This is a genomic window from Lederbergia sp. B243.17 (genome assembly GCF_057657925.1).
In genome coordinates, this window is sequence record NZ_JBWBKF010000076.1 from 56,660 (window position 1) to 75,968 (window position 19,309).

At 48.7% G+C, this 19,309-nt stretch carries 21 protein-coding genes; 7 read left to right on the top strand and 14 right to left on the bottom strand.

Annotated features, from left to right (window positions below; genetic code table 11):
- Positions 1–15: 15 nt before the first annotated feature.
- From argC to AC0TWI_RS14280, 4 genes are all read right to left on the bottom strand, one after another.
- A complete protein-coding gene (gene argC, locus AC0TWI_RS14265) occupies positions 16–1,050 on the bottom strand; it encodes an N-acetyl-gamma-glutamyl-phosphate reductase (RefSeq protein ID WP_488127003.1) in 1,035 nt (344 codons plus the stop codon).
- 356 nt (positions 1,051–1,406) lie between these two features.
- Entirely contained in the window at positions 1,407–3,848 is a 2,442-nt protein-coding gene (parC, locus tag AC0TWI_RS14270) for a DNA topoisomerase IV subunit A (protein WP_488127004.1), read from the bottom strand.
- Positions 3,845–5,818 (bottom strand): DNA topoisomerase IV subunit B, encoded by a 1,974-nt coding sequence (gene parE / locus AC0TWI_RS14275; protein ID WP_488127005.1) that lies wholly within the window; start codon positions 5,816–5,818, stop codon positions 3,845–3,847. The genes parC and parE overlap by 4 nt, the downstream gene beginning before the upstream one ends.
- A gap of 446 nt (positions 5,819–6,264) precedes the next feature.
- Positions 6,265–6,678 carry a CoA-binding protein gene (locus AC0TWI_RS14280; protein WP_488127006.1) on the bottom strand — a complete coding sequence of 138 codons (414 nt, stop codon included), beginning with the start codon at positions 6,676–6,678 and terminating at the stop codon, positions 6,265–6,267.
- A gap of 149 nt (positions 6,679–6,827) precedes the next feature.
- Here AC0TWI_RS14280 and plsY point away from each other — a divergent pair, with 149 nt between their 5' ends.
- Positions 6,828–7,415 carry a glycerol-3-phosphate 1-O-acyltransferase PlsY gene (gene plsY / locus AC0TWI_RS14285; RefSeq protein WP_488127007.1) on the top strand — a complete coding sequence of 196 codons (588 nt, stop codon included), beginning with the start codon at positions 6,828–6,830 and terminating at the stop codon, positions 7,413–7,415.
- 33 nt (positions 7,416–7,448) lie between these two features.
- On the opposite strand, the gene AC0TWI_RS14290 is transcribed toward plsY, so the two are convergent.
- The 6 genes from AC0TWI_RS14290 to acnA all read right to left on the bottom strand — a co-directional run bounded on the left by AC0TWI_RS14290 (position 7,449) and on the right by acnA (position 12,066).
- Positions 7,449–7,736 (bottom strand): HesB/YadR/YfhF family protein, encoded by a 288-nt coding sequence (locus AC0TWI_RS14290; RefSeq protein ID WP_488127008.1) that lies wholly within the window; start codon positions 7,734–7,736, stop codon positions 7,449–7,451.
- Positions 7,733–8,056 carry a hypothetical protein gene (locus AC0TWI_RS14295; RefSeq protein WP_488127009.1) on the bottom strand — a complete coding sequence of 108 codons (324 nt, stop codon included), beginning with the start codon at positions 8,054–8,056 and terminating at the stop codon, positions 7,733–7,735. Before AC0TWI_RS14295 ends, AC0TWI_RS14290 begins: the two co-directional genes overlap by 4 nt.
- Positions 8,041–8,493, bottom strand: a complete 453-nt coding sequence (locus tag AC0TWI_RS14300) for an acyl-CoA thioesterase (protein WP_488127010.1) — start codon at positions 8,491–8,493, stop codon at positions 8,041–8,043. Before AC0TWI_RS14300 ends, AC0TWI_RS14295 begins: the two co-directional genes overlap by 16 nt.
- 99 nt (positions 8,494–8,592) lie before the next feature.
- Entirely contained in the window at positions 8,593–8,820 is a 228-nt protein-coding gene (tlp, locus tag AC0TWI_RS14305; protein ID WP_488127011.1) for a small acid-soluble spore protein Tlp, read from the bottom strand.
- 215 nt (positions 8,821–9,035) lie between these two features.
- Positions 9,036–9,164: an FbpB family small basic protein gene (locus tag AC0TWI_RS14310; RefSeq protein ID WP_488127012.1), complete on the bottom strand. Its 129-nt coding sequence runs from the start codon at positions 9,162–9,164 to the stop codon at positions 9,036–9,038.
- Between the two features lie 184 nt (positions 9,165–9,348).
- Positions 9,349–12,066 carry an aconitate hydratase AcnA gene (gene acnA, locus AC0TWI_RS14315; RefSeq protein WP_488127013.1) on the bottom strand — a complete coding sequence of 906 codons (2,718 nt, stop codon included), beginning with the start codon at positions 12,064–12,066 and terminating at the stop codon, positions 9,349–9,351.
- Positions 12,067–12,485: 419 nt separating this feature from the next.
- Here acnA and AC0TWI_RS14320 point away from each other — a divergent pair, with 419 nt between their 5' ends.
- Positions 12,486–12,749, top strand: a complete 264-nt coding sequence (locus AC0TWI_RS14320; protein ID WP_488127014.1) for a GlsB/YeaQ/YmgE family stress response membrane protein — start codon at positions 12,486–12,488, stop codon at positions 12,747–12,749.
- Between the two features lie 44 nt (positions 12,750–12,793).
- Here the strand turns inward: AC0TWI_RS14320 and AC0TWI_RS14325 are convergent, their stop codons facing one another.
- The 3 genes from AC0TWI_RS14325 to AC0TWI_RS14335 form a co-directional block, all read right to left on the bottom strand.
- On the bottom strand, positions 12,794–13,450 hold the full coding sequence (locus AC0TWI_RS14325; protein ID WP_488127015.1) for a lytic transglycosylase domain-containing protein: 657 nt from the start codon (positions 13,448–13,450) through the stop codon (positions 12,794–12,796).
- A 30-nt stretch (positions 13,451–13,480) separates the two neighbouring features.
- On the bottom strand, positions 13,481–14,305 hold the full coding sequence (locus tag AC0TWI_RS14330) for an STAS domain-containing protein (protein WP_488127016.1): 825 nt from the start codon (positions 14,303–14,305) through the stop codon (positions 13,481–13,483).
- Positions 14,306–14,437: 132 nt separating this feature from the next.
- A complete protein-coding gene (locus AC0TWI_RS14335; RefSeq protein ID WP_488127017.1) occupies positions 14,438–14,857 on the bottom strand; it encodes a general stress protein in 420 nt (139 codons plus the stop codon).
- A gap of 243 nt (positions 14,858–15,100) precedes the next feature.
- Here AC0TWI_RS14335 and AC0TWI_RS14340 point away from each other — a divergent pair, with 243 nt between their 5' ends.
- The 5 genes from AC0TWI_RS14340 (at position 15,101) to AC0TWI_RS14360 (ending at position 18,867) form a co-directional block, all read left to right on the top strand.
- A complete protein-coding gene (locus AC0TWI_RS14340; RefSeq protein ID WP_488127018.1) occupies positions 15,101–15,484 on the top strand; it encodes a DUF485 domain-containing protein in 384 nt (127 codons plus the stop codon).
- Complete coding sequence (locus AC0TWI_RS14345; RefSeq protein ID WP_488127019.1) at positions 15,481–17,013, top strand: solute symporter family protein; 1,533 nt, start codon at positions 15,481–15,483, stop codon at positions 17,011–17,013. The genes AC0TWI_RS14340 and AC0TWI_RS14345 overlap by 4 nt, the downstream gene beginning before the upstream one ends.
- A gap of 69 nt (positions 17,014–17,082) precedes the next feature.
- A complete protein-coding gene (locus tag AC0TWI_RS14350) occupies positions 17,083–17,919 on the top strand; it encodes an MBL fold metallo-hydrolase (RefSeq protein WP_488127091.1) in 837 nt (278 codons plus the stop codon).
- A 510-nt stretch (positions 17,920–18,429) separates the two neighbouring features.
- The gene (locus AC0TWI_RS14355; protein WP_488127020.1) at positions 18,430–18,633 is read left to right on the top strand and encodes a hypothetical protein; all 204 of its coding nucleotides are present in this window, start codon (positions 18,430–18,432) and stop codon (positions 18,631–18,633) included.
- Positions 18,634–18,714: 81 nt separating this feature from the next.
- Positions 18,715–18,867, top strand: coding sequence for a hypothetical protein (locus tag AC0TWI_RS14360; protein WP_488127021.1), 153 nt, complete (start codon positions 18,715–18,717; stop codon positions 18,865–18,867).
- 52 nt (positions 18,868–18,919) lie between these two features.
- Here AC0TWI_RS14360 and AC0TWI_RS14365 read toward each other — a convergent pair whose 3' ends face one another.
- A complete protein-coding gene (locus AC0TWI_RS14365; RefSeq protein ID WP_488127022.1) occupies positions 18,920–19,099 on the bottom strand; it encodes a hypothetical protein in 180 nt (59 codons plus the stop codon).
- Positions 19,100–19,309: the final 210 nt, after the last annotated feature.

Consider the following 19,309-nt stretch of genomic DNA (forward strand, 5'->3'; position numbering starts at 1 on the left):
TCCTGGGTAATCGGTTTATGGATAGTATGGCGACTGGGTGAGCCCGTCGGTTTCTTCAAAGCCGAACAGAAGATTCGCATTCTGGATCGCCTGCCCTGCTGCTCCTTTGACGAGATTATCGATGACAGAAATGATCGTCACTCTTCCTGTGCGCGGATCGGCCGAAATGCCAATGTCGCAATAATTGGATCCGGCCACTTCCTTCGTCTTCGGGTAACTTTTTGCTTCTCTTACTCTGACAAATGGTTTATTCTCGTAAAATTTCTTATATAGATCACGGATTGCCTTTTCGTCCGTCTGTTCTTTCAGCTGAACGTAGATGGTGGCCATAATGCCCCTCGTCATCGGGACAAGATGTGTGCTGAAAGTGATCGGCCGGGTATATCCGAACGAGGCGAGCGCCTGCTCGATTTCCGGTATATGCTGATGTTCATTTACTTTATAAATGGATAGATTCTCATTCGCTTCACTATATAGAGTGCCGAATGAAAGCGTCTGGCCGGCTCCGGAAACGCCAGATTTCGCATCAATGATGATGGAGTCCTCTTTGATGAGGTTCTCGTTGGCGAGCGGTGCGAGGCCGAGAATCGTGGCTGTCGGGTAACAGCCGGGATTGGAGATGAAGGAGCTCCCTTTTACGTTTTCCCCGTTCAACTCAGGGATGGAGTAGACCGCTTCATCAAGCCATTTTTCCTCTGCTGGCGTTTTTTTGTACCATTTTTCGTACTGGCCGTTTTCTTTCAGCCGGAAATCTCCGGATAGATCGATGACGGTGCAGCCAGCTTCCCTCAATTGGGGAGCGAGCTCTGAAGCCACCCCCGTCGGGACAGCGAGGAACACGACATCCGTTTCATTTTTGATCGTATCGGGATCGATCGCCCCGAGCTTCATCGGGACAATCTCGGTCAAATGCGGGTAATGTGATGCAATTTCCGCACCGTCCTTGGAAGACGTATACAATGCGGAAATGGTGAACTTTGGATGGGCGAGGAGCAGACGGATCAATTCTGCGCCGCCATACCCTGTCGCTCCGACAATGCCAGCTTTCATTCTGTCTCCTCCTTTTTCTCTTCTCTTAGCCTATTTTAAACAGCCTGCCTCTGTACTCTTAATGGGTGATTTCAATTTCCAGTTTCAAAATCTTTTCAGCTGCCGAAGTTTTATTTTATTATACATTGAATAAAAATTTATTCAACTGTATTAACATGCATTTTTCAAAAAAATTAAAAAAACCACTTTTGATCTATGAAAAAACACCATGAAGCAATGTAAGCATCAGCCGTTTGAAGGTATAAAAAAAAGCTGATTCCACCGCATATTGCGGGAAAATCAGCTTTTTTCGGTCGTCTTAACCATTCAGCGACCGGATATTATTCATTTTATCTTCAATCGTGCATGGGCCCGGCTCATCCTTGCTGCTCAGGTGGCTGAGAAGGCTCTTTATACAATTCGACAGCATGACCGCTTTCCGTTTCATCCATGACAAATGAACCATTTGAATAACGATCAACGAAACGCAGGGACGCGGTATCAATTTCGGTTATCTTTCCTTTTTCGCTTCGGAGCAGCAGCTTGCCTCCGTCATGAACAAGCTCGATTCCAATTACGCGGTGGGCATTGCTTTTCAGTTCACGGAGCATGACAACGCCTCTTTTCGCCCGCGAACCCATTTCAAACTCAGACAGCTTCATTTTTTTGACGGCGCCCCTTTGCGTCGCTAGGACGATAGCCGGGTTTTCTGTATCAGCAAAGACTTTTCCGCCGACAACATAATCGCCCTCCTTCAAGTTAACCCCTTTGACGCCGGCTGCACGCGCTCCGACTGGACCGACTTCTTCTTCTGGGAAAAGAACACCATACGCCTGGTTCGTCGCGATGAAAATGTTCTGTTTTCCGTCCGTCAAATGCACATCGACGACCTCGTCATCGTTTTTCACATTCACGGCGACAAGCGGCTTGGAGTAGCGCTGAGCCTTGTAAAGCGACAATACGCTCTTCTTCGCCATTCCGTTTTTCGTGATGAACAGCAAAAATTGGTCTTCGGTAAAATCTTTAATCGGCATCGCCTTGATGATATCCTCATCCCGTGGAATCGGCACAAGTCCGGCAATATGCTGGCCAAGATCCTTCCAGCGGATGTCGGGGATTTCATGGATCGGCATGTAAATGTAATTGCCTTTGTTTGTGAATAAAAGGAGAGTGCCGGTCGTGTTCAGCTCCTCCTTGAACAGAAGCCGGTCGGTTTCCTTCATCCCGAAGTCCTGGCCGTTTGAGGCAGAATAAGAGCGGAGACTTGTCCGTTTTACGTAGCCTTCCTTTGTCACCGTTACCATCGTGTCTTCATTTGGAATCATCACTTCAAGGTTGATCTTAATCTCGGCGATTTCCGCCTCAATGACCGTTTTACGCTCGTCATTGTACTTTTTGCGGATCTCCTTCAATTCCTTCTTGATGACACTGGCAAGCTTCCTCTCACTGCCGAGAATTGAGGTCAGTTCTTCAATTTTTTTCTGCAGCTCCTCCGCTTCTTCACGGAGTGCCGTAATGTCGGTATTCGTCAGTCTGTACAACTGCAGGGAGACGATCGCTTCGGACTGTTTTTCACTGAAGCCGAATTTGGCGATCAGGTTCTCCTTCGCATCGCGTTTGTCTTTTGAAGCGCGGATTGCCGCAATCACTTCATCGAGAATCGACAAGGCTTTCATCAAACCTTCGACGATATGCTGGCGTTCCTGTGCCTTTTCCAGATCAAAGCGCGACCGGTTGGTGACGATTGTTTTTTGGTGATTGATGTAGGCATCGAGCAATTCGGCAAGGCCCATCAGCTTCGGGCGCCGGTCTTCGATTGCCACCATATTGAAATTGTATGTGATTTGCAGGTCGCTGTTTTTAAACAGGTATTGTAAAATCCCTTCTGCATCGGCTTCCTTTTTCAATTCGACAACAATCCGGAGACCGGTCCTGTCGGTCTCGTCGCGAACATCGGCGATCGCTTCGAGCTTGCGGTCGATCCGGAACTCGTCGATTCTTTTCACAAGATTGGCCTTGTTGACGTCGTACGGGATTTCTGTAATGACGATCTGTTTTCGGCCGCCTCTAATCTCTTCAATCTCCGTCCTGCCCCGGACGATAATCCGGCCCTTGCCGGTTTCATATGCCTTCTTGATGCCGGCAACGCCCTGGATGATGCCGCCTGTCGGGAAATCCGGTCCCTTCATGACGGTCATCAGCTCGTCGACAGAACAGCCCGGCTGGTCCATCCGCATGAGAACGGCATCGATCACTTCACCCAATTGATGGGGAGGGATGTCAGTCGCATACCCTGCCGAAATTCCAGTCGAACCGTTGACGAGCAGGTTAGGGAACCTCGCTGGTAACACGGTCGGTTCGGTAGATGTATCGTCGAAATTCGGAATGAAATCGACCGTCCGCTTGTCGATGTCGCGGAGCAGCTCAGAAGCGATGTGAGAAATCCTCGCTTCTGTGTAACGCATCGCGGCGGCAGGGTCGCCGTCAACCGAGCCGTTGTTGCCATGCATCTCGATCAGAGGATTACGGACCTTCCAATCCTGGCTCATCCGCACCATTGCTTCATAAACGGAACTGTCGCCGTGCGGATGATAATTACCGATGACGTTCCCGACGGTTTTAGCGGATTTACGGAAGCCTTTGTCCGCTGTGTTCCCTTCGGTATGCATCGCAAACAGAATCCGCCGCTGAACCGGCTTTAAGCCATCTCTGGCATCCGGAAGCGCACGTTCTTGAATTATATATTTACTATAGCGGCCGAAGCGGTCGCCGAGCACTTCTTCCAAAGGCAAATCTTGAAATCTTTCTTCAACACTCATGGAAACATTGGTCCCCCTTCATTTGACACATGTTCGTTTTCTAGGATGCTGTGATCGTCCTCAAGTCCGAATTTTACGTTTGATTCGATCCATTTGCGCCGCGGTTCCACTTTGTCTCCCATCAGGGTCGTGACGCGTTTCTCCGCACGGGCTGCATCATCAATTTTTACTCTGATCAATGTTCGCGTTTCCGGGTTCATCGTTGTTTCCCACAGCTGGTCAGGGTTCATTTCCCCAAGTCCTTTGTAACGCTGGAGCATATAGCCTTTGCCGACTTTTTTCGTCACTTTATCGAGTTCATCGTCTGTCCATGCGTATTCCACAACTTCCTTCTTGCCGGAGCCCTTGCTCACTTTATAAAGCGGCGGCAGGGCGATGAACACTTTCCCCGCTTCAAGAAGCGGCTTCATGTAGCGATAGAAGAAGGTAAGAAGGAGCACCTGGATATGGGCACCGTCCGTATCGGCATCGGTCATGATGACGACTTTATCGTAATTGGCGTCCTCTACAGTGAAATCAGCACCGACGCCGGCACCGATCGTATGGATGATCGTGTTGATCTCTTCGTTTTTGAAAATATCCGCAAGCTTCGCCTTCTCCGTGTTGATGACCTTTCCCCTAAGCGGTAAGATCGCCTGGAAACGGCGGTCACGCCCCTGCTTAGCCGATCCGCCCGCCGAGTCTCCCTCAACGAGATACAGCTCGTTCCGCTGCGGGTTGCGAGACTGTGCCGGAGTAAGCTTGCCGGATAAAAGAGCATCGGTTTTCCTCCGCTTTTTGCCGGTTCTCGCCTCTTCTCTTGCCTTTCTTGCCGCTTCCCGGGCCTGAGAGGCTTTGATTGCCTTTTTCACAAGCAAAGAGCTGACATCCGGGTTTTCCGCTAGAAAATAGGCGAGATGCTCGCTTACAACTGTATCGACAGCCGAACGCGCTTCACTCGTTCCTAGTTTCCCTTTCGTCTGCCCTTCGAACTGGAGCATATTCTCCGGAATCCGGACCGAGACGATGGCAGACAGTCCTTCGCGGATGTCCGTTCCTTCAAGGTTTTTGTCCTTCTCCTTCAGCAAGCCTGCTTTTCGGGCATATTCATTGAAAATCCGCGTCATCGCAGTCTTTGCGCCGACTTCATGCGTACCGCCGTCTTTTGTGCGGACGTTGTTGACGAAGGAAAGGATATTTTCCGAGTAGCCGTCATTGAATTGGAAGGCGAATTCTACTTCAATGTCTGATGCTTCCCCTTCGATATAGGCGACAGGGTGGAGGACATCTTTTTCACCATTTAGGTAGGCGACGAATTCCTCGATCCCTTTTTCATAATGGAATGTTTCTTTCTCGTCGTTGCGCAGGTCGGTGAGGACAATCTTCATCCCCTTCAGCAAAAAGGCCGATTCCCGAAGTCTTTCCGCAAGCGATTCATAATTGTATACCGTCGTGCTGAAAATGGACGGATCCGGCTTGAAATGGATCGTCGTACCGGTTTTCTTTGTTGTGCCGATTTTCTCTAGTGTCGTGACCGGCTTTCCGCCGTCACGGAATTCCTGTTTATAAATAAAGCCATCGCGGCAGATCGTTACGGTCAGCCATTCAGAAAGCGCGTTCACAACCGACGCACCAACACCGTGCAAGCCGCCGCTCGTCTTGTAGCCGCCCTGGCCGAACTTTCCGCCTGCATGGAGCACCGTCAAAATGACTTCGGTCGTCGGCTTCCCCGTACTGTGAATCCCAGTCGGCATGCCGCGCCCGTTATCTTTGACCGATATGCTGTTATCTTTATGGATGGTCACGTCAATTTCGCTGCCATAGCCGGCGAGCGCTTCATCGACAGAGTTGTCGACGATTTCATATACGAGGTGATGAAGGCCTCTTGCATCCGTAGAGCCGATGTACATGCCCGGCCGCTTTCGGACCGCCTCAAGGCCTTCCAGCACCTGAATCGATTCATCATTGTAATCTGTCACATTCCTATTCACTTACATTCCCCTTATTGTATATTTAGTCGTTTTTCACTCTAACAAACACCCGTTCGTATATTATACCATACTTAAACTAAGTGCGCAGGCGCCTTGATCAGCTGCGACAAGCATAAGGCGAACAGAAAAGCGGAGGGCGATTGAACAGGGGCGACAAGCATAAGACGAGAACGGAAAAAGGCGCTTTCCAGCCTTTATCCGTTCTTGGCTTATGACCTCGAGCCCCTATCGCCCAGAGCTGGACACAGAAAAGCGGAGGCGCCTCGAACAGCTGACTTATCCCGCCCACTCCCACACTCGGGGCTTGGCTTATAAATCCACATATGCCTTTTATTTTATAACCGTTCCGCCGGTTTTGGCAAATCGTCCCGGCCGTTGCTTTCTCAAGATACTCCAAAGAACAAAGAAAAACAAGCGCAATCCGGTGCGCTTGCTTCCGTTTTTGTCTATTTTGTCATCGCATGTTCGACTTTGATGCAGCGGTCCATGATGACGGTTTTCCTGTTGTCCTTCAACAGCTTGTATGCTTCTTCATTGGCAAGTCCGAGCTGGGCCCAGAACACATCCGCATCAATTTCTAAGAATTCCTTGGCAATGTCAGGGAGGTATTCCGACCTTCTGAAAACATCGACGATGTCCACATGCCTGCCGATATCCTTAAGGCTCGCGACTGCTTTCACACCGAGCACTTCGTCTACCGACGGATTGACAGGGATGATTTCATATCCAGCTTTCTGCATTGCCTCGGTAACCATATATGAGGTACGGTCCGGCTTGTCACTCAATCCAACAACCGCAATCGTTTTTGCCTTTTTTAAAATAGCGCCGATTTCTTTCCGATCCGGGTTTTCGATTTGCATGATGGTTGCCTCCTTTGAAATTAAAAATCTTTGTCTCTTTTTCCAGTTGTCATGGTACAATAAGATGAAAGTTTCTGCAGTTGCACGGCTGGAATGGAATGACATTCCCCCGGTCTTAGTGTGAGTAGAAAGGTAAAGGGGTTTTGTGGATGCTCTATGCACTTATCATCATTTTATCATATTTGATCGGTTCCATTCCGTCCGGGTTGATCGTCGGCAAGGTTTTTTATGGGACAGATATCCGTGAGCACGGGAGCGGAAATCTCGGCGCCACGAATACATTCCGGATTTTAGGCGTAAAAGCTGGCCTGATCGTGACGATCGCTGACATTTTGAAGGGTACGCTCGCCACGTTCTTGCCGTTCTTCTTCGGTGTAGATATGAACCCGCTTCTATCTGGCGTATTTGCCGCTATCGGCCATATGTTTCCTGTTTTCGCCGGTTTCCGAGGTGGAAAAGCCGTGGCCACATCAGCTGGAATCCTGCTTGGCCATGCGCCGTTGCTGTTTGTATTTCTTCTTGCTGTTTTTTTCATCGTGTTGAAAATCTCGAAATACGTTTCGCTCTCCTCGATGGTCGCCGGCCTAGCTGGGATCGTGTACTGTCTCGTCTTCCATCTGGACGACTGGCCGCTCATCGCGATCATTACCCTCCTGACGGCTTTCGTCGTCTACAGGCACAGGGCGAATATTAAACGGATCCGTGAGAAAACCGAACCGAAAGTAAAATGGATTTAACGGATAGACGGAGAGCTTGCCAGCGCAAGCTCTTTATTTGTATTCATATTTCGGTTCATCCAGCTTCTCATCGTACCCTACATACAAATCATGCTCCTGGAAGAACCACAGGTCTTTTTCTTCAACAAAAAACTTGATGCCGTTCTTTTCCGTTTCAGCGCCGATTTCCATCGGTTCCTCTTTATTCATGCCGAGGGAGAAGCCTTCATGAAGGGGGCTTGATCCACCGTATCTTGCATAAAAGCGGACAGTATCTCCTTGCTCTAACTCCATTTCCTCCATAAACCATGCTAATGCTTCATCCGTAAAATGTATATTCATCTTGCATCCTCCCTGTCTTCTTTGTATAGCCGATCAAGCTGCGGTTGCAAACCTTCCGCTAGCAGGATCTCCCTTTCTCGCGGTCCGATCAAGTCGAAATGGGAGTAGCCATCCGTGCGCCCGTGAATCCATTCAGGCCGCAGTCCGTACTTTTTGCCCCAATCTGCAAGCTCAGCTAGATCGCTGCAACCGACCTTCGTAACTGTTTTAGTTCCAGGAAAACGCTCATCGACCCAAAAATGAGTCAAAAAAGCGATGCCCCCTTTGTCGATCTGCTGCTTCCATTTTCGCAGCTCCGCTCTGTTTATGCCGAATGCCAATCGTCCCCGCCTGCCTCTGATGGTTGTTTTTTTGCGCGTTCATACGCTTCATGCCAGTCCGGGAACAACTTTTTCAGCGAGACAGGCCGGAAGCTGTCTTTTTTTACACACACATGTTTTGTATACCCGGTAATGGATAAAATATCTCCGTTCCAGATTTCATAGCCATAGGTAACCCGGAGCCCGTTATACTCCTCTATCCATGTTTTAATGAGCGCCCTGTCCCCATATTTAAATGGTTGCTTGTACACGACATTTGCTTCCAGTACAGGTGCGAGGATGCCGTCTTCTTCCATCCCTGCATATGTAAAACCGAGGTCTTCGATCAATTTTGTCCGCCCGATTTCCATCCAGACGAGATAATTGGCATGATACACGATGCCCATTTGATCTGTCTCCGCGTAGCGGACATCGACCGCCGTTTCCGAAATCTTCATTTGGTCAACCACCTTACTGTCATGGGATACTTCTATAGTATCAAAGTTAAGAAAGCCGACAAAGCAAAAGGAACCGGCGAGTGGCCGGCTCCTGTTCTGTTACTGTTTGCGCTGATGGGCTGCTTCGTCCTTGATCTCTTCGCGCATACCTTCAATGCTTTCTCGGCGGCGCTCGTTTTTCTCCTTGATTGCTTCCACTTGCTGCTCGCTCGCAAATTCCATGCTCTCTTCCGCAAGCTCAATGTTTTCCTGCGCATTTTGAACCATGTTTTGCAGCTTCTCCACGTTATCGCTGCGGTCATCCGGTTTCGGTTTGTATTTCGACATGATCGAATCTCCCCTTTTCTATTCATGATGTCCTGAAAATTGAAGAACAGGCACATACGCTGTTCAGTCTTATTTTTGCCAAAGAGAACCGATTTATCCGGGAAGTTTCCGGTAAGGCAACAAGATAAAAAGTAAATTCCGGGCGTCGCGATTGACGGGATATGTAAAAAGCTCCCGTCTTGGTGACAGGAGCTTCTGGCTATGTATGCACTACATTAGCCTTGGCGCATATATTTTTCCTCGAGCTTGTCTTCGATCCGCTCAAGTGCTTCTCGGTCCTTCAACAAGGCTTGCCGATTCTCATGGATGAGGTCGGAGAACGTCTTTTTGCCAGGTCTTCTCATCTTCTTCACATCCTTTTCATCATAAAAAGGGCTGGAGACTAAAACTGACCTCCGCATCCCACTCCCTATTTAATATGGCCTTGAACGACCGATTGTAAACATAATTTTCAAACATTTCGATTTCTGTTCACAAAGTATAAAAAAAAGCACCCTTTCCGTAAAAGAAAGGGTGCTGCAGCCGAAATTACTCAGCCATTTTGCCGCGAAGTACCATCGGCAGGATACCGCCGTTACGGTAGTAGTCGATTTCGACTTCGGAGTCAAAACGCACGAGTGCTTCAAATTCTGTTTTTGTTCCATCTTCAGCAATCGCAGTAACTTTAATGATGTCACGCGGTTTAACTGTTTCGTCGATCTGGACATTGATGACTTCCTTGCCTGTCAGGCCAAGGACATCTGCATTTTCGCCTTTTTTGAACTGAAGCGGCAGAACGCCCATCATTGCCAGGTTCGAACGGTGAATACGCTCAAAGCTTTCCGCAATAACTGTTTTGATGCCGAGCAGGTTTGTTCCTTTGGCAGCCCAGTCACGGGAAGAGCCCATTCCGTAGTCTTTGCCTGCAAGGACTACAAGACCAGTGCCATCTTCTTTGTAGCGCATGCAAGTGTCATAAATGGAACTTACTTCACCTGTTGGCCAGTATGTCGAGAATCCGCCCTCTGTGCCAGGTGCGACTTGGTTTCGGATACGGATGTTTGCAAATGTTCCGCGCATCATGACTTCGTGGTTTCCGCGTCGTGAACCATAAGAGTTGAACTCGCGTGGTTCCACACCATTTTCAAGCAAGTATCTGCCTGCAGGCGTATCTTTGCCGATCGCACCTGCTGGTGAAATATGGTCAGTTGTCACGGAGTCGCCGAATTTGCCGACAACGCGCAGGTTGTTCAATGGCTGAACTGTCTTGATTTCAGTTGACAAGTTCTCAAAGAACGGCGGGTTCTGGATGTATGTGGAATCCTGATCCCATTTGTAAAGCGGGTCGTTGCTTGTTTTGATTTCGTTCCAGCGTTTGTTGTCATCGAAAACATGCTCGTATTCTTTACGGAACAGTTCAGGAGTGACTGTCTTATGAACGACTTCAACGATTTCCTCTCTGGATGGCCAGATGTCTTTCATGAAGACGTCATTTCCGTCTTTGTCTTTGCCAAGCGGCTCATTGTTCAGGTCGATGTCGACTGTTCCAGCAAGCGCATAAGCGACAACAAGCGGCGGTGAAGCCAAGTAGTTGCCTCTGACAAGCGGATGGATACGGCCTTCAAAGTTCCGGTTACCGGAAAGAACGGATGTAACGAGCAGATCGCTTTCTTGGATCGCTTTTTCAATCTCATCCTTTAATGGACCGGAGTTTCCGATACATGTTGTACAGCCGTAGCCGACGAGATCAAAACCTAGTTTCGACATGTATGGCATAAGGCCAGCATCACGCAGGTAGCCTGTAACAACTTTAGAACCAGGTGCGAGTGATGTTTTCACATATTTCGGTACTTCCAGACCTTTTTCGACGGCTTTCTTCGCGAGCAGGCCCGCACCAAGCATGACGTATGGGTTGGAAGTATTCGTGCAGCTTGTGATTGCAGCAATCGCGACAGCACCAGTTTTCATTGTTGCTTCGCTTCCGTCTGCGAAATTCACAGTCACTTCTTTTGTAATTTCAGCAGGCTCAAGCCCGAATCCTTGGTTGCCGACAGGAGCAGCAAGGGCAGCCTTGAATGCTTTCTGCATTCCGGAAAGCGGGATCAAATCTTGCGGGCGCTTAGGACCAGAAAGATTTGCTTCGATTTCGGACAGATTAATTTCAACAACATCCTTATAAACCGGCTCCGGCTTGTCGACTGTGAAGAACATGTCGTTCTCTTTCAGGTACTGCTCGACAACTTGGATATGGTCTTCAGGACGGCCAGTCAGGCGCAAGTAGTTGAGTGTTTCATTATCAACCGGGAAGAATCCGCAAGTAGCTCCGTATTCAGGTGCCATGTTGGCGATTGTTGCACGGTCTGCAAGCGGCAGAGTAGCAACGCCTGGTCCGAAGAACTCGACGAATTTGCCGACTACGCCATGTGCACGCAATACTTGCGTCACTTTTAGGGCAAGGTCTGTTGCTGTTGCGCCGTTTGGCAGTTCGCCTGTCAGCTTGACGCCGACAACTTCAGGCACAGGGAAATAAGACGGCTGTCCGAGCATTCCGGCTTCCGCCTCGATGCCGCCGACACCCCAACCTAGAACGCCGACGCCGTTGATCATCGTCGTATGGGAGTCTGTTCCGACTAGTGTATCCGGATACGCTTCATAGTCGCCAGTTGGCGTTTCGATCTCATGGACAACATCCGCAAGATATTCAAGGTTTACCTGGTGAACGATACCGGTTGCAGGTGGAACCGCACGGTAGTTGTCAAATGCTTTTTGAGCCCAGCTCAGGAACTGGTAACGCTCCGCATTTCTTTCAAATTCATAGTCCATGTTCACTTGAAGTGATTCTGGAGTTCCGTACGTATCAACTTGAACGGAATGGTCAATAACTAAGTCAACCGGAATTTCAGGGTTGATCTTTTCCGCATTTCCGCCCATGTCTGACATCGCTTTCCGAAGAGACGCAAGGTCAACGACGGCAGGAACGCCTGTGAAGTCTTGAAGGATGACGCGGGAAGGTTTAAAGGGAACTTCTCCCTCATTCGCTTTCGCCTCTGCCCATTTGGCAAGGGTTTCAACATGCTCTTTTGTAATGACGCGGCCATCTACTTGGCGCAAAACGGATTCAAGCAAAACTTTGATAGAATATGGCAATCGAGATACTTCAGCAACTCCCGCTTCTTCGAGTGCGGCCAAACGATAGAAATTATAACGTTTGCCGTTCAGCTCAAAGGAAGAACGAGCACCAAAAACATCGTTCTTAGATTGTGCCATGATACAACCTCCTCTTTCCCCAGTAAAATACAAATGTTAATAATAAGTTAGGAATTTTACCCCGTATCCATCTTATAACAGGAAGATACATAAGTAAATAATAAGAATGTTATGGTTTTCCATAACAAAAACTTATCGGGCAGTCTGCTTATACGAAAAAAGCCCGCCACCTTCTATCATACCAAATGAGGTTCAAATTGGAAAGATAGCGGCGGCTGGCATGGACTTGCAATATCCTTCTCGACCGGACGAAAAATGGACAACTTACTCTATACCAACTTTTTCTCATTAAAAAACAGGATAGAAAAAGAAGTTTTTTCCAGGCATCAGAACAGCCAAAATATGTTTAGCTCCTTGTCCAAACGGAAATACTAAAACCAAGTCGGAAAGAAAAAACTCATCAAAGGAGATGAAGGAAAATGGGCTTTTTACTATATTTAATCGTAGGTGGACTGATCGGTTGGATCGCAGGACTTATCTTGGGTAAAGACGTTCCGGGCGGCATTATCGGCAACATTATCGCTGGTATCATCGGTGCTTGGATCGGCGGATCGCTGCTAGGTGATTGGGGTCCGCATATGGCTGACATTGCGATCGTACCTGCGCTTATCGGTGCGTTGATTCTTGTCTTTGTACTAAGCCTCATTATGGGAGCTATGCACAAAGGCCGCAGACATTCTTAATAGGATGCAGCAAAAAAACGGGCGAAAGCCCGTTTTTTTGTGTTCTATTTTTCAGCTGCCGCTGCTCTCTGCTTTTCCTCTTCTTCTTTGTAGACCTGGGCATAATAGAGAACGTCATCGACATATTTATTGCTGTGATTATAAGCAAAGACTGCTTTGCGGAGTTCGCCGTCGGCTGCTCCGTTTTTTGATAAATAGTTGGCTGCACTGAATATCGCGTCTTCGAGGTCAAACGGATCGGCAATGCCGTCCCCATTGGCGTCGACACCGTACCCTCCGTATTTCTTTATGACTGCAGGATCGGTTTTTTCATTTTCAGGGATGTTTCCTTTGCCGAGGCCTTCGCATGATTCATGTGACCAGCCGACGAAAGTGCACGGCATAAACTGCATCGGCCCTTCCGCCCCTGCCGGCGAAAGCATCGGATCCATTGTGGAAAAAATCGTTTCTACCCGGTGATGGGCGGCAAGCAAATACCAAGGGACGCCGTATTCCTTCTCCGCCGCCTTGTAAATCGGGATGTACTGCTCCGGCACTTCGCTGTTCATCTTGATCTTCTCCTGAATCGGCTTCTCGATGTAAATCGCAAGAAGGATAATCAGGAAAACCGGCACGGCGAAAATGAGCAGCAGCTTTCTACGCCGTGCAGCTTCTTTCTTCCGGCCCGCAGACGACGGCTTGCCTTTTTTTGATAAAGACAATTTGGTGTTCTCCTTTCAAAAACGGCGCCATCATAGATTGCGAATATGACGGATGGCCTGATACAGGTGGGCGAATGTTTGCATTTTCGAAAAGTCGAGGCCGAGACTGATGCTTGTCTGGGCGATTTCGGGACGCATCCCGGTGATGATCATCGTAATACCGAGCAAGGAAAATGATTCGCCAAGCTGATACACTTGATTTGCGACCATCGTATCGATGATCGGAACGCCGGAAAGATCGAGAATAATGTATTCCAGTTCAAGCTCACTCGCCCGGTAAAGAGCGGACTCCATCATCTTGCCAGCACGGTATGTATCAATTTCCCCGACAAGCGGAATAATGCCAAGTCCCTCATCGACTTTGATGACTGGCGTGCCGAGCGCAATGATCGTCTCCTGCTGAGCAGAGAAAATGTTTTCATAGTCATCAATGTATTTCTTCGTTACAAGCTGGACTGCCTTGTCAAAATTACGGCTGACGAGGCGGATCCAGTCGATTACTTTTGAGCCTGGCACGTCATTTGCATCAATGAATTTCTCGAGATAGGAATAATAGATGCTGCGGAAGATGGAAAAGTTGGTGATGACATCATGAAGGGGGGTTGCCGTATTTGTACGGGAAGCCGCAATCTGCTCCGCCCAATCCTGCAACTTTGCCTCTTTGCCGAGGATCGAGTCGGTGATGGCCCGGTTGTAGATGCCGTTCATCTCACCGAGTTTTTGAAAAGTTGGTGAATGTTTCGGTTGGGCATATTCGCCTGCACCACTTGTGAAAACTTGGTTGAACCAGTCTTTCGTCATGTTTTCATTGTTTTCCATCATATATTGGTAGAGCTTTTCATCTAGATTTGTCATAACAACGCTCCTGTCCCACTCATTAATCTCTCTTTCACTACATTATCGGAAAAAACAAGATTTATTTCAAGTAAAAACAATGATGCTAATCGAGAACAGAAAAAAAGCGCCGCAAGCTTGTTGCCTGCCGCGCTACTCTTCCACAAAAAGTATGATGCGCCCTTCATGAACCGCATTTGCATACTGCTCCGCTTCCCGCTCATTCAAGCCGATGGAGAACAGCATATGGGACAGCTCCTGTTCGTTGTCCCCTTCCATCGTTGAAGCAAACGGACCCGCTGCAAGCAATGGCCCGATTCCCGGTACAACAAGACTCGGAATAATAAACCCTCCGCTGATTCCCGTTAGAAATCCGCTTAAAATGCCGAGTGCACGTTCACTCCCCGGATGCCTCTCTTCTGCTTCCGTTGCCTCTGCAATCGATTCGGCAACCTCTTCATCACGAGCCAGGACGGAAACGGACGCCGGATCCGTCCCTGCTGCTTCCAGCTGTCTTATTTTGCTGACTGCTTCCTCTTCACTAGCATACATGCCGATCATTCGGACTGCCATACGAATCCCTCCTCTCCGTTTAAAATACCCAATCCGGCCAGTAAAAAAACGGACCCGCAATCTTAATGGTTTAGGACCGTACGGAAATAAGACAAAAGTATCATCTTACTGTAATACCTATTTTCTTCTATGTAAAAGCTGATATTTTTGTCACTTGTTGTTTGACAAAACTTTCGGAATATTTTACTCTCGTACTAATTCGATCGAATTACCTTAAAATCAAAAGGAAAGGTGGTTATCCCAATGGCTTCCCCGATAGCTGAAACAAAGTCTTCATCTCCAGAAATGAAAGACAGTATGGCGGGTAATACAGCACCCGGTTTTTTTGTGAAGGTCGAGGAAAACCCGAAATTCAAGCAGTTGATGAAAGAAAAGAAAAGCTTTATCGCCTCCCGTACGGTCTTGTTTTTGGCGATTTATTTTGGTTTGCCTATTTTGGCAGCGTTTACAACGTTGCTGCATAAGCCTTTTTTTAAAGATATATCCTGGGTCTGGATCTATTCCCTCGCCCAGTTTATCATGACGTGGGTGCTCTGCATGGTGTATATGAAACGCGCGGCCCGTTTTGATGAGCAAGTAGAAGAAGTACTTGAAGAAGAGCTGAAGGACGGTGGAATGAAAGCATGAACGGCACAGTTATTACTCTCTTTTTATTAATTGTCGCATCCACCCTTATTATTACGTATTTTGCCGCCAAGAGGACCAATACAGCCAATGAATTTTACACGGCCGGGGGTGGCCTGACTGGCTGGCAGAACGGACTCGCGATCGCCGGAGACTATCTCTCTGCAGCATCCTTCCTCGGTATAGCCGGGGCAATCGCCCTGTTCGGCTTTGACGGCTTCTTGTTCAGCCTCGGCTACCTCGTCGCCTATCTCGTTGTGCTCTACATTGTTGCGGAACCGCTCCGGAATTTGGGGAAATACACGCTCGCTGATATGATCAATGCCCGTTTTAATGCAAAGAAGGTCCGTGCCACTGCGGCATTAAGCACGATCACCATCGTCATTTTTTATATGATTGCCCAGCTGGTCGGCGCCGGTGCACTCATTCAGTTATTATTCGGCATCCAATATTGGCAGGCTGTTCTCATTGTCGGCGTGATGATGACCATCTACGTCCTGTTCGGCGGCATGACGGCAACGAGCTGGGTCCAGATTATCAAGGCTGTCCTGCTTATGATCGGCACAGTGCTTATTTCCGTACTTGTGCTCGCCAAATTTAATTTTAACATCAGCTCTATGTTCACCGAAGTGAAAAACGCCACGCCGCTTGGCGAGAAATATTTGAATCCGGGCGTGCGTTATACCGATCCATGGGATACAATCTCCCTGATGATCGCTCTCGTATTTGGTACTGCCGGACTTCCGCATATTTTAATGCGATTCTTTACCGTGCGTGATGCGAAGACGGCAAGGAGCTCGGTCATGTGGGCGACTTGGATTGTTGGCCTGTTCTACATTCTGACGATCTTCCTCGGTTTCGGCGCAGCCGCTTTTGTCGGTTCGGACGTGATCAAAGCGGCGAACCCTGCTGGAAACATGGCGGCTCCGCTTCTTGCCCAGGCTCTTGGCGGCGACTTCCTTATGTCATTCGTATCAGCGGTTGCCTTTGCTACGATCCTTGCTGTTGTAGCCGGTCTTGTTCTGTCAGGGGCCTCTGCTTTTGCACATGACATTTACGGACAAATTATCAAAAAAGGGAAAGCCACAGAAAAAGAGCAAATGCTCGCCGCGCGTTATGCATCAATCGGCGTTGCTGTCTTTTCGATCCTTCTTGCTCTGACAGCACAAAAGATGAACGTAGCCTTTCTCGTCTCGCTCGCCTTCTGTGTTGCAGGAAGTGCCAACTTGCCAATCATCGTGTATACAATTTACTGGAAACGGTTCAATACGACTGGCGCTGTAACAGGTATGCTGACAGGACTCTTGTCTGCGCTAATCCTCGTTGCTATCAGTCCGAGTGTACTCTCTCCAGAGCCTGGCGCTGCCATCTTTACGGGAAATCCAATATTCCCACTGACAAATCCGGCGCTTTTCTCAGTGCCGCTCGGCTTCCTCGGCGGATACGTCGGCTCTCTGATCGGAGGCAGGAGCGATGCAGTGAAATATGCGGAAGTAAAGGTACGCGCAAACACCGGATTCCGGGAGCCTTGATGCATACTTCCCCATTTATCGGGTAACCCTAAATAGACTGATCTTTAGGAGGGATGCCCGATGACAAGCATGAACAATCCGATGGACGACAAATATATCCCGATGACTTCCGTATCGAGCGGAAATGGCATGGAAGTCCTTCCCGACCTTTTCTGTTTCCCTGTACAGATTGTCAACATCGCTTTTGTTGGAGAAGAAGGCAAAAGAGACGATTGGGTGCTGGTCGATGCCGGTATGCCGCAGTCACAGGAAATGATCATTTCTGCCGCGGAAGACCGCTTCGGTCCTGATGCGAAACCAAAGGCCATCATCATGACACACGGACATTTCGACCATGTCGGCGCGGTTGTTGAACTGGCGGAAAAGTGGCAAGTTCCCGTCTATGCACATCCGCTGGAAATACCGTATTTAACAGGAAAAATGAAATACCCTGATCCCGACCCGACGGTAGAAGGCGGAATGGTTGCAAAAATCTCCGGTTACTTCCCGGTCGAGCCGGTCAACCTCGGCGATCACGTAAAGCCCCTGCCGGATGACGGATCGGTGCCAGAGATGCCCGGCTGGAGATGGATTCATACACCTGGACATTCAGTTGGCCATGTGTCGTTGTTCCGCGATGCGGACAAGGCACTCATTGCGGGCGACGCGTTCGTTACCGTAAAGCAAGACGAGTTCCTGAAAGTATTGCTTCAAGAAAAAGAAGTGAACGGCCCGCCGCGCTACTTGACACCTGATTGGCCGGCTGCCTGGGAATCCGTCCGCAAACTCGAAGCCTTGCACCCTGCTGTTGCCGTCACCGGACACGGCCTGCCATTATCCGGTGAGGAGCTCTCCGAAGGTCTCGCCGTCCTGGCCCGGGACTTCGATAAAATTGCAATACCGGATCACGGAAAATACGTAGATTGAAGGGATTTTTGAAAAGCTGCCGTCACAGAAACCCAGCTTGAGCTGGCTTTCTGTGGCGGTTTTTATGTTTTATTGGCGTGGTTATGTGACAAGAGGTGCATTGGGGAGATCTTATGTGACCGACGCATGCATCTGGCGGGCATGAAGGGCGCCTTGCACCATTCTATGTGACCGACACATGCAGCTGCTGGGCATGAGGGGAACATTGAACACTTCTATGTGACCGAGTTACAAGGATTTTGACTGCGAAGGTTACATAGTTCACCTCTATTAAATCCATATATACAAAGCGGTGTGGCGTCGGTCACATAAAGTAATCTAGGTTACTAGTTTTCTCCTACTGCCCGAAAGAAACCGCATGAACATTTGTTTGGCCGCTCTTTTCCCTTTCATAGTCAACATGTTACGAGGCCTAAGAAACCTTCCTCTCCTTCAGCTAAATCAATTTTAATTCCTGCCGACACCGCTGTTTCTTCTTGTACATAAATTGTCGTAAGGAGGTGGATGGAAATGATGCGAGTGGAAGGAAACATCTCGCTCTACTTGAGTGCCGTGCTTGCCGCTTTTGCCTTGCTAGCATTGACGCTGATTCCTGCAATTGCTGCATTGCTCGGGGCTGTACTAACTGCTCTGCAGGTGATCGCTGTAATTTTGATCATCCTGTTTGCCGCAGTAATTGTCGTCAAAGCCTTGATCAAGCTGTTCGGCAAATAGACCCATCGACCGCTTTGGGCTGTTCCTTTAGGGAACAGCCTTTTTTGACCTGCTGGCGGCACGAACAGGAATCATGGTAAGATGGGAGGTGAACAAGCAGGAATCGAGGTGGCCGGAATGGGCACAACCATTGTGGCAGTCATGCTGGCGGGCATCATGTTCGTCATGTTCGCCGGACTGATCGCTCTGTTTTTTGTCATGAATAAAAACAAAAAACAACAAAAAGACCAGTAATAAAGAAGCGGCCGATCCGATTAGGAATGGCCGCTTCTTCAATTTACATCGATCATACACGCCAATTGCGCATAATTTTCACATTCAGCAATCCGCCAGCACCTGCTATCAGGAGGGTGACGGCGCCGATAAGCAAATAGCCGAGCTTAAAGGCGACAACTGTAAAGGCGGCGAGGCTCAAAGTGATGAACCAGCCAAAAATCAGTGTTGCCACTACATAGGTTTTTTCCATAGGACTTCCTCCTTCTCGGTTACTAGACGCTGTGCTTTTTCAGGCCTTTGTTTTTGGCAGACTTCCTCCGCTTTTGATCTATCCAGCTACGGGGGCTAGCTGCTCGAGGTCATAAGCCAAACAAGAATGAAGGCAAAAAGCGCCTTCTTTCTTGCTCGTCTTATGCTTGTCGCAGCTGAACAAGCCCCCTCCGCTTTTAAGCTATCCAGC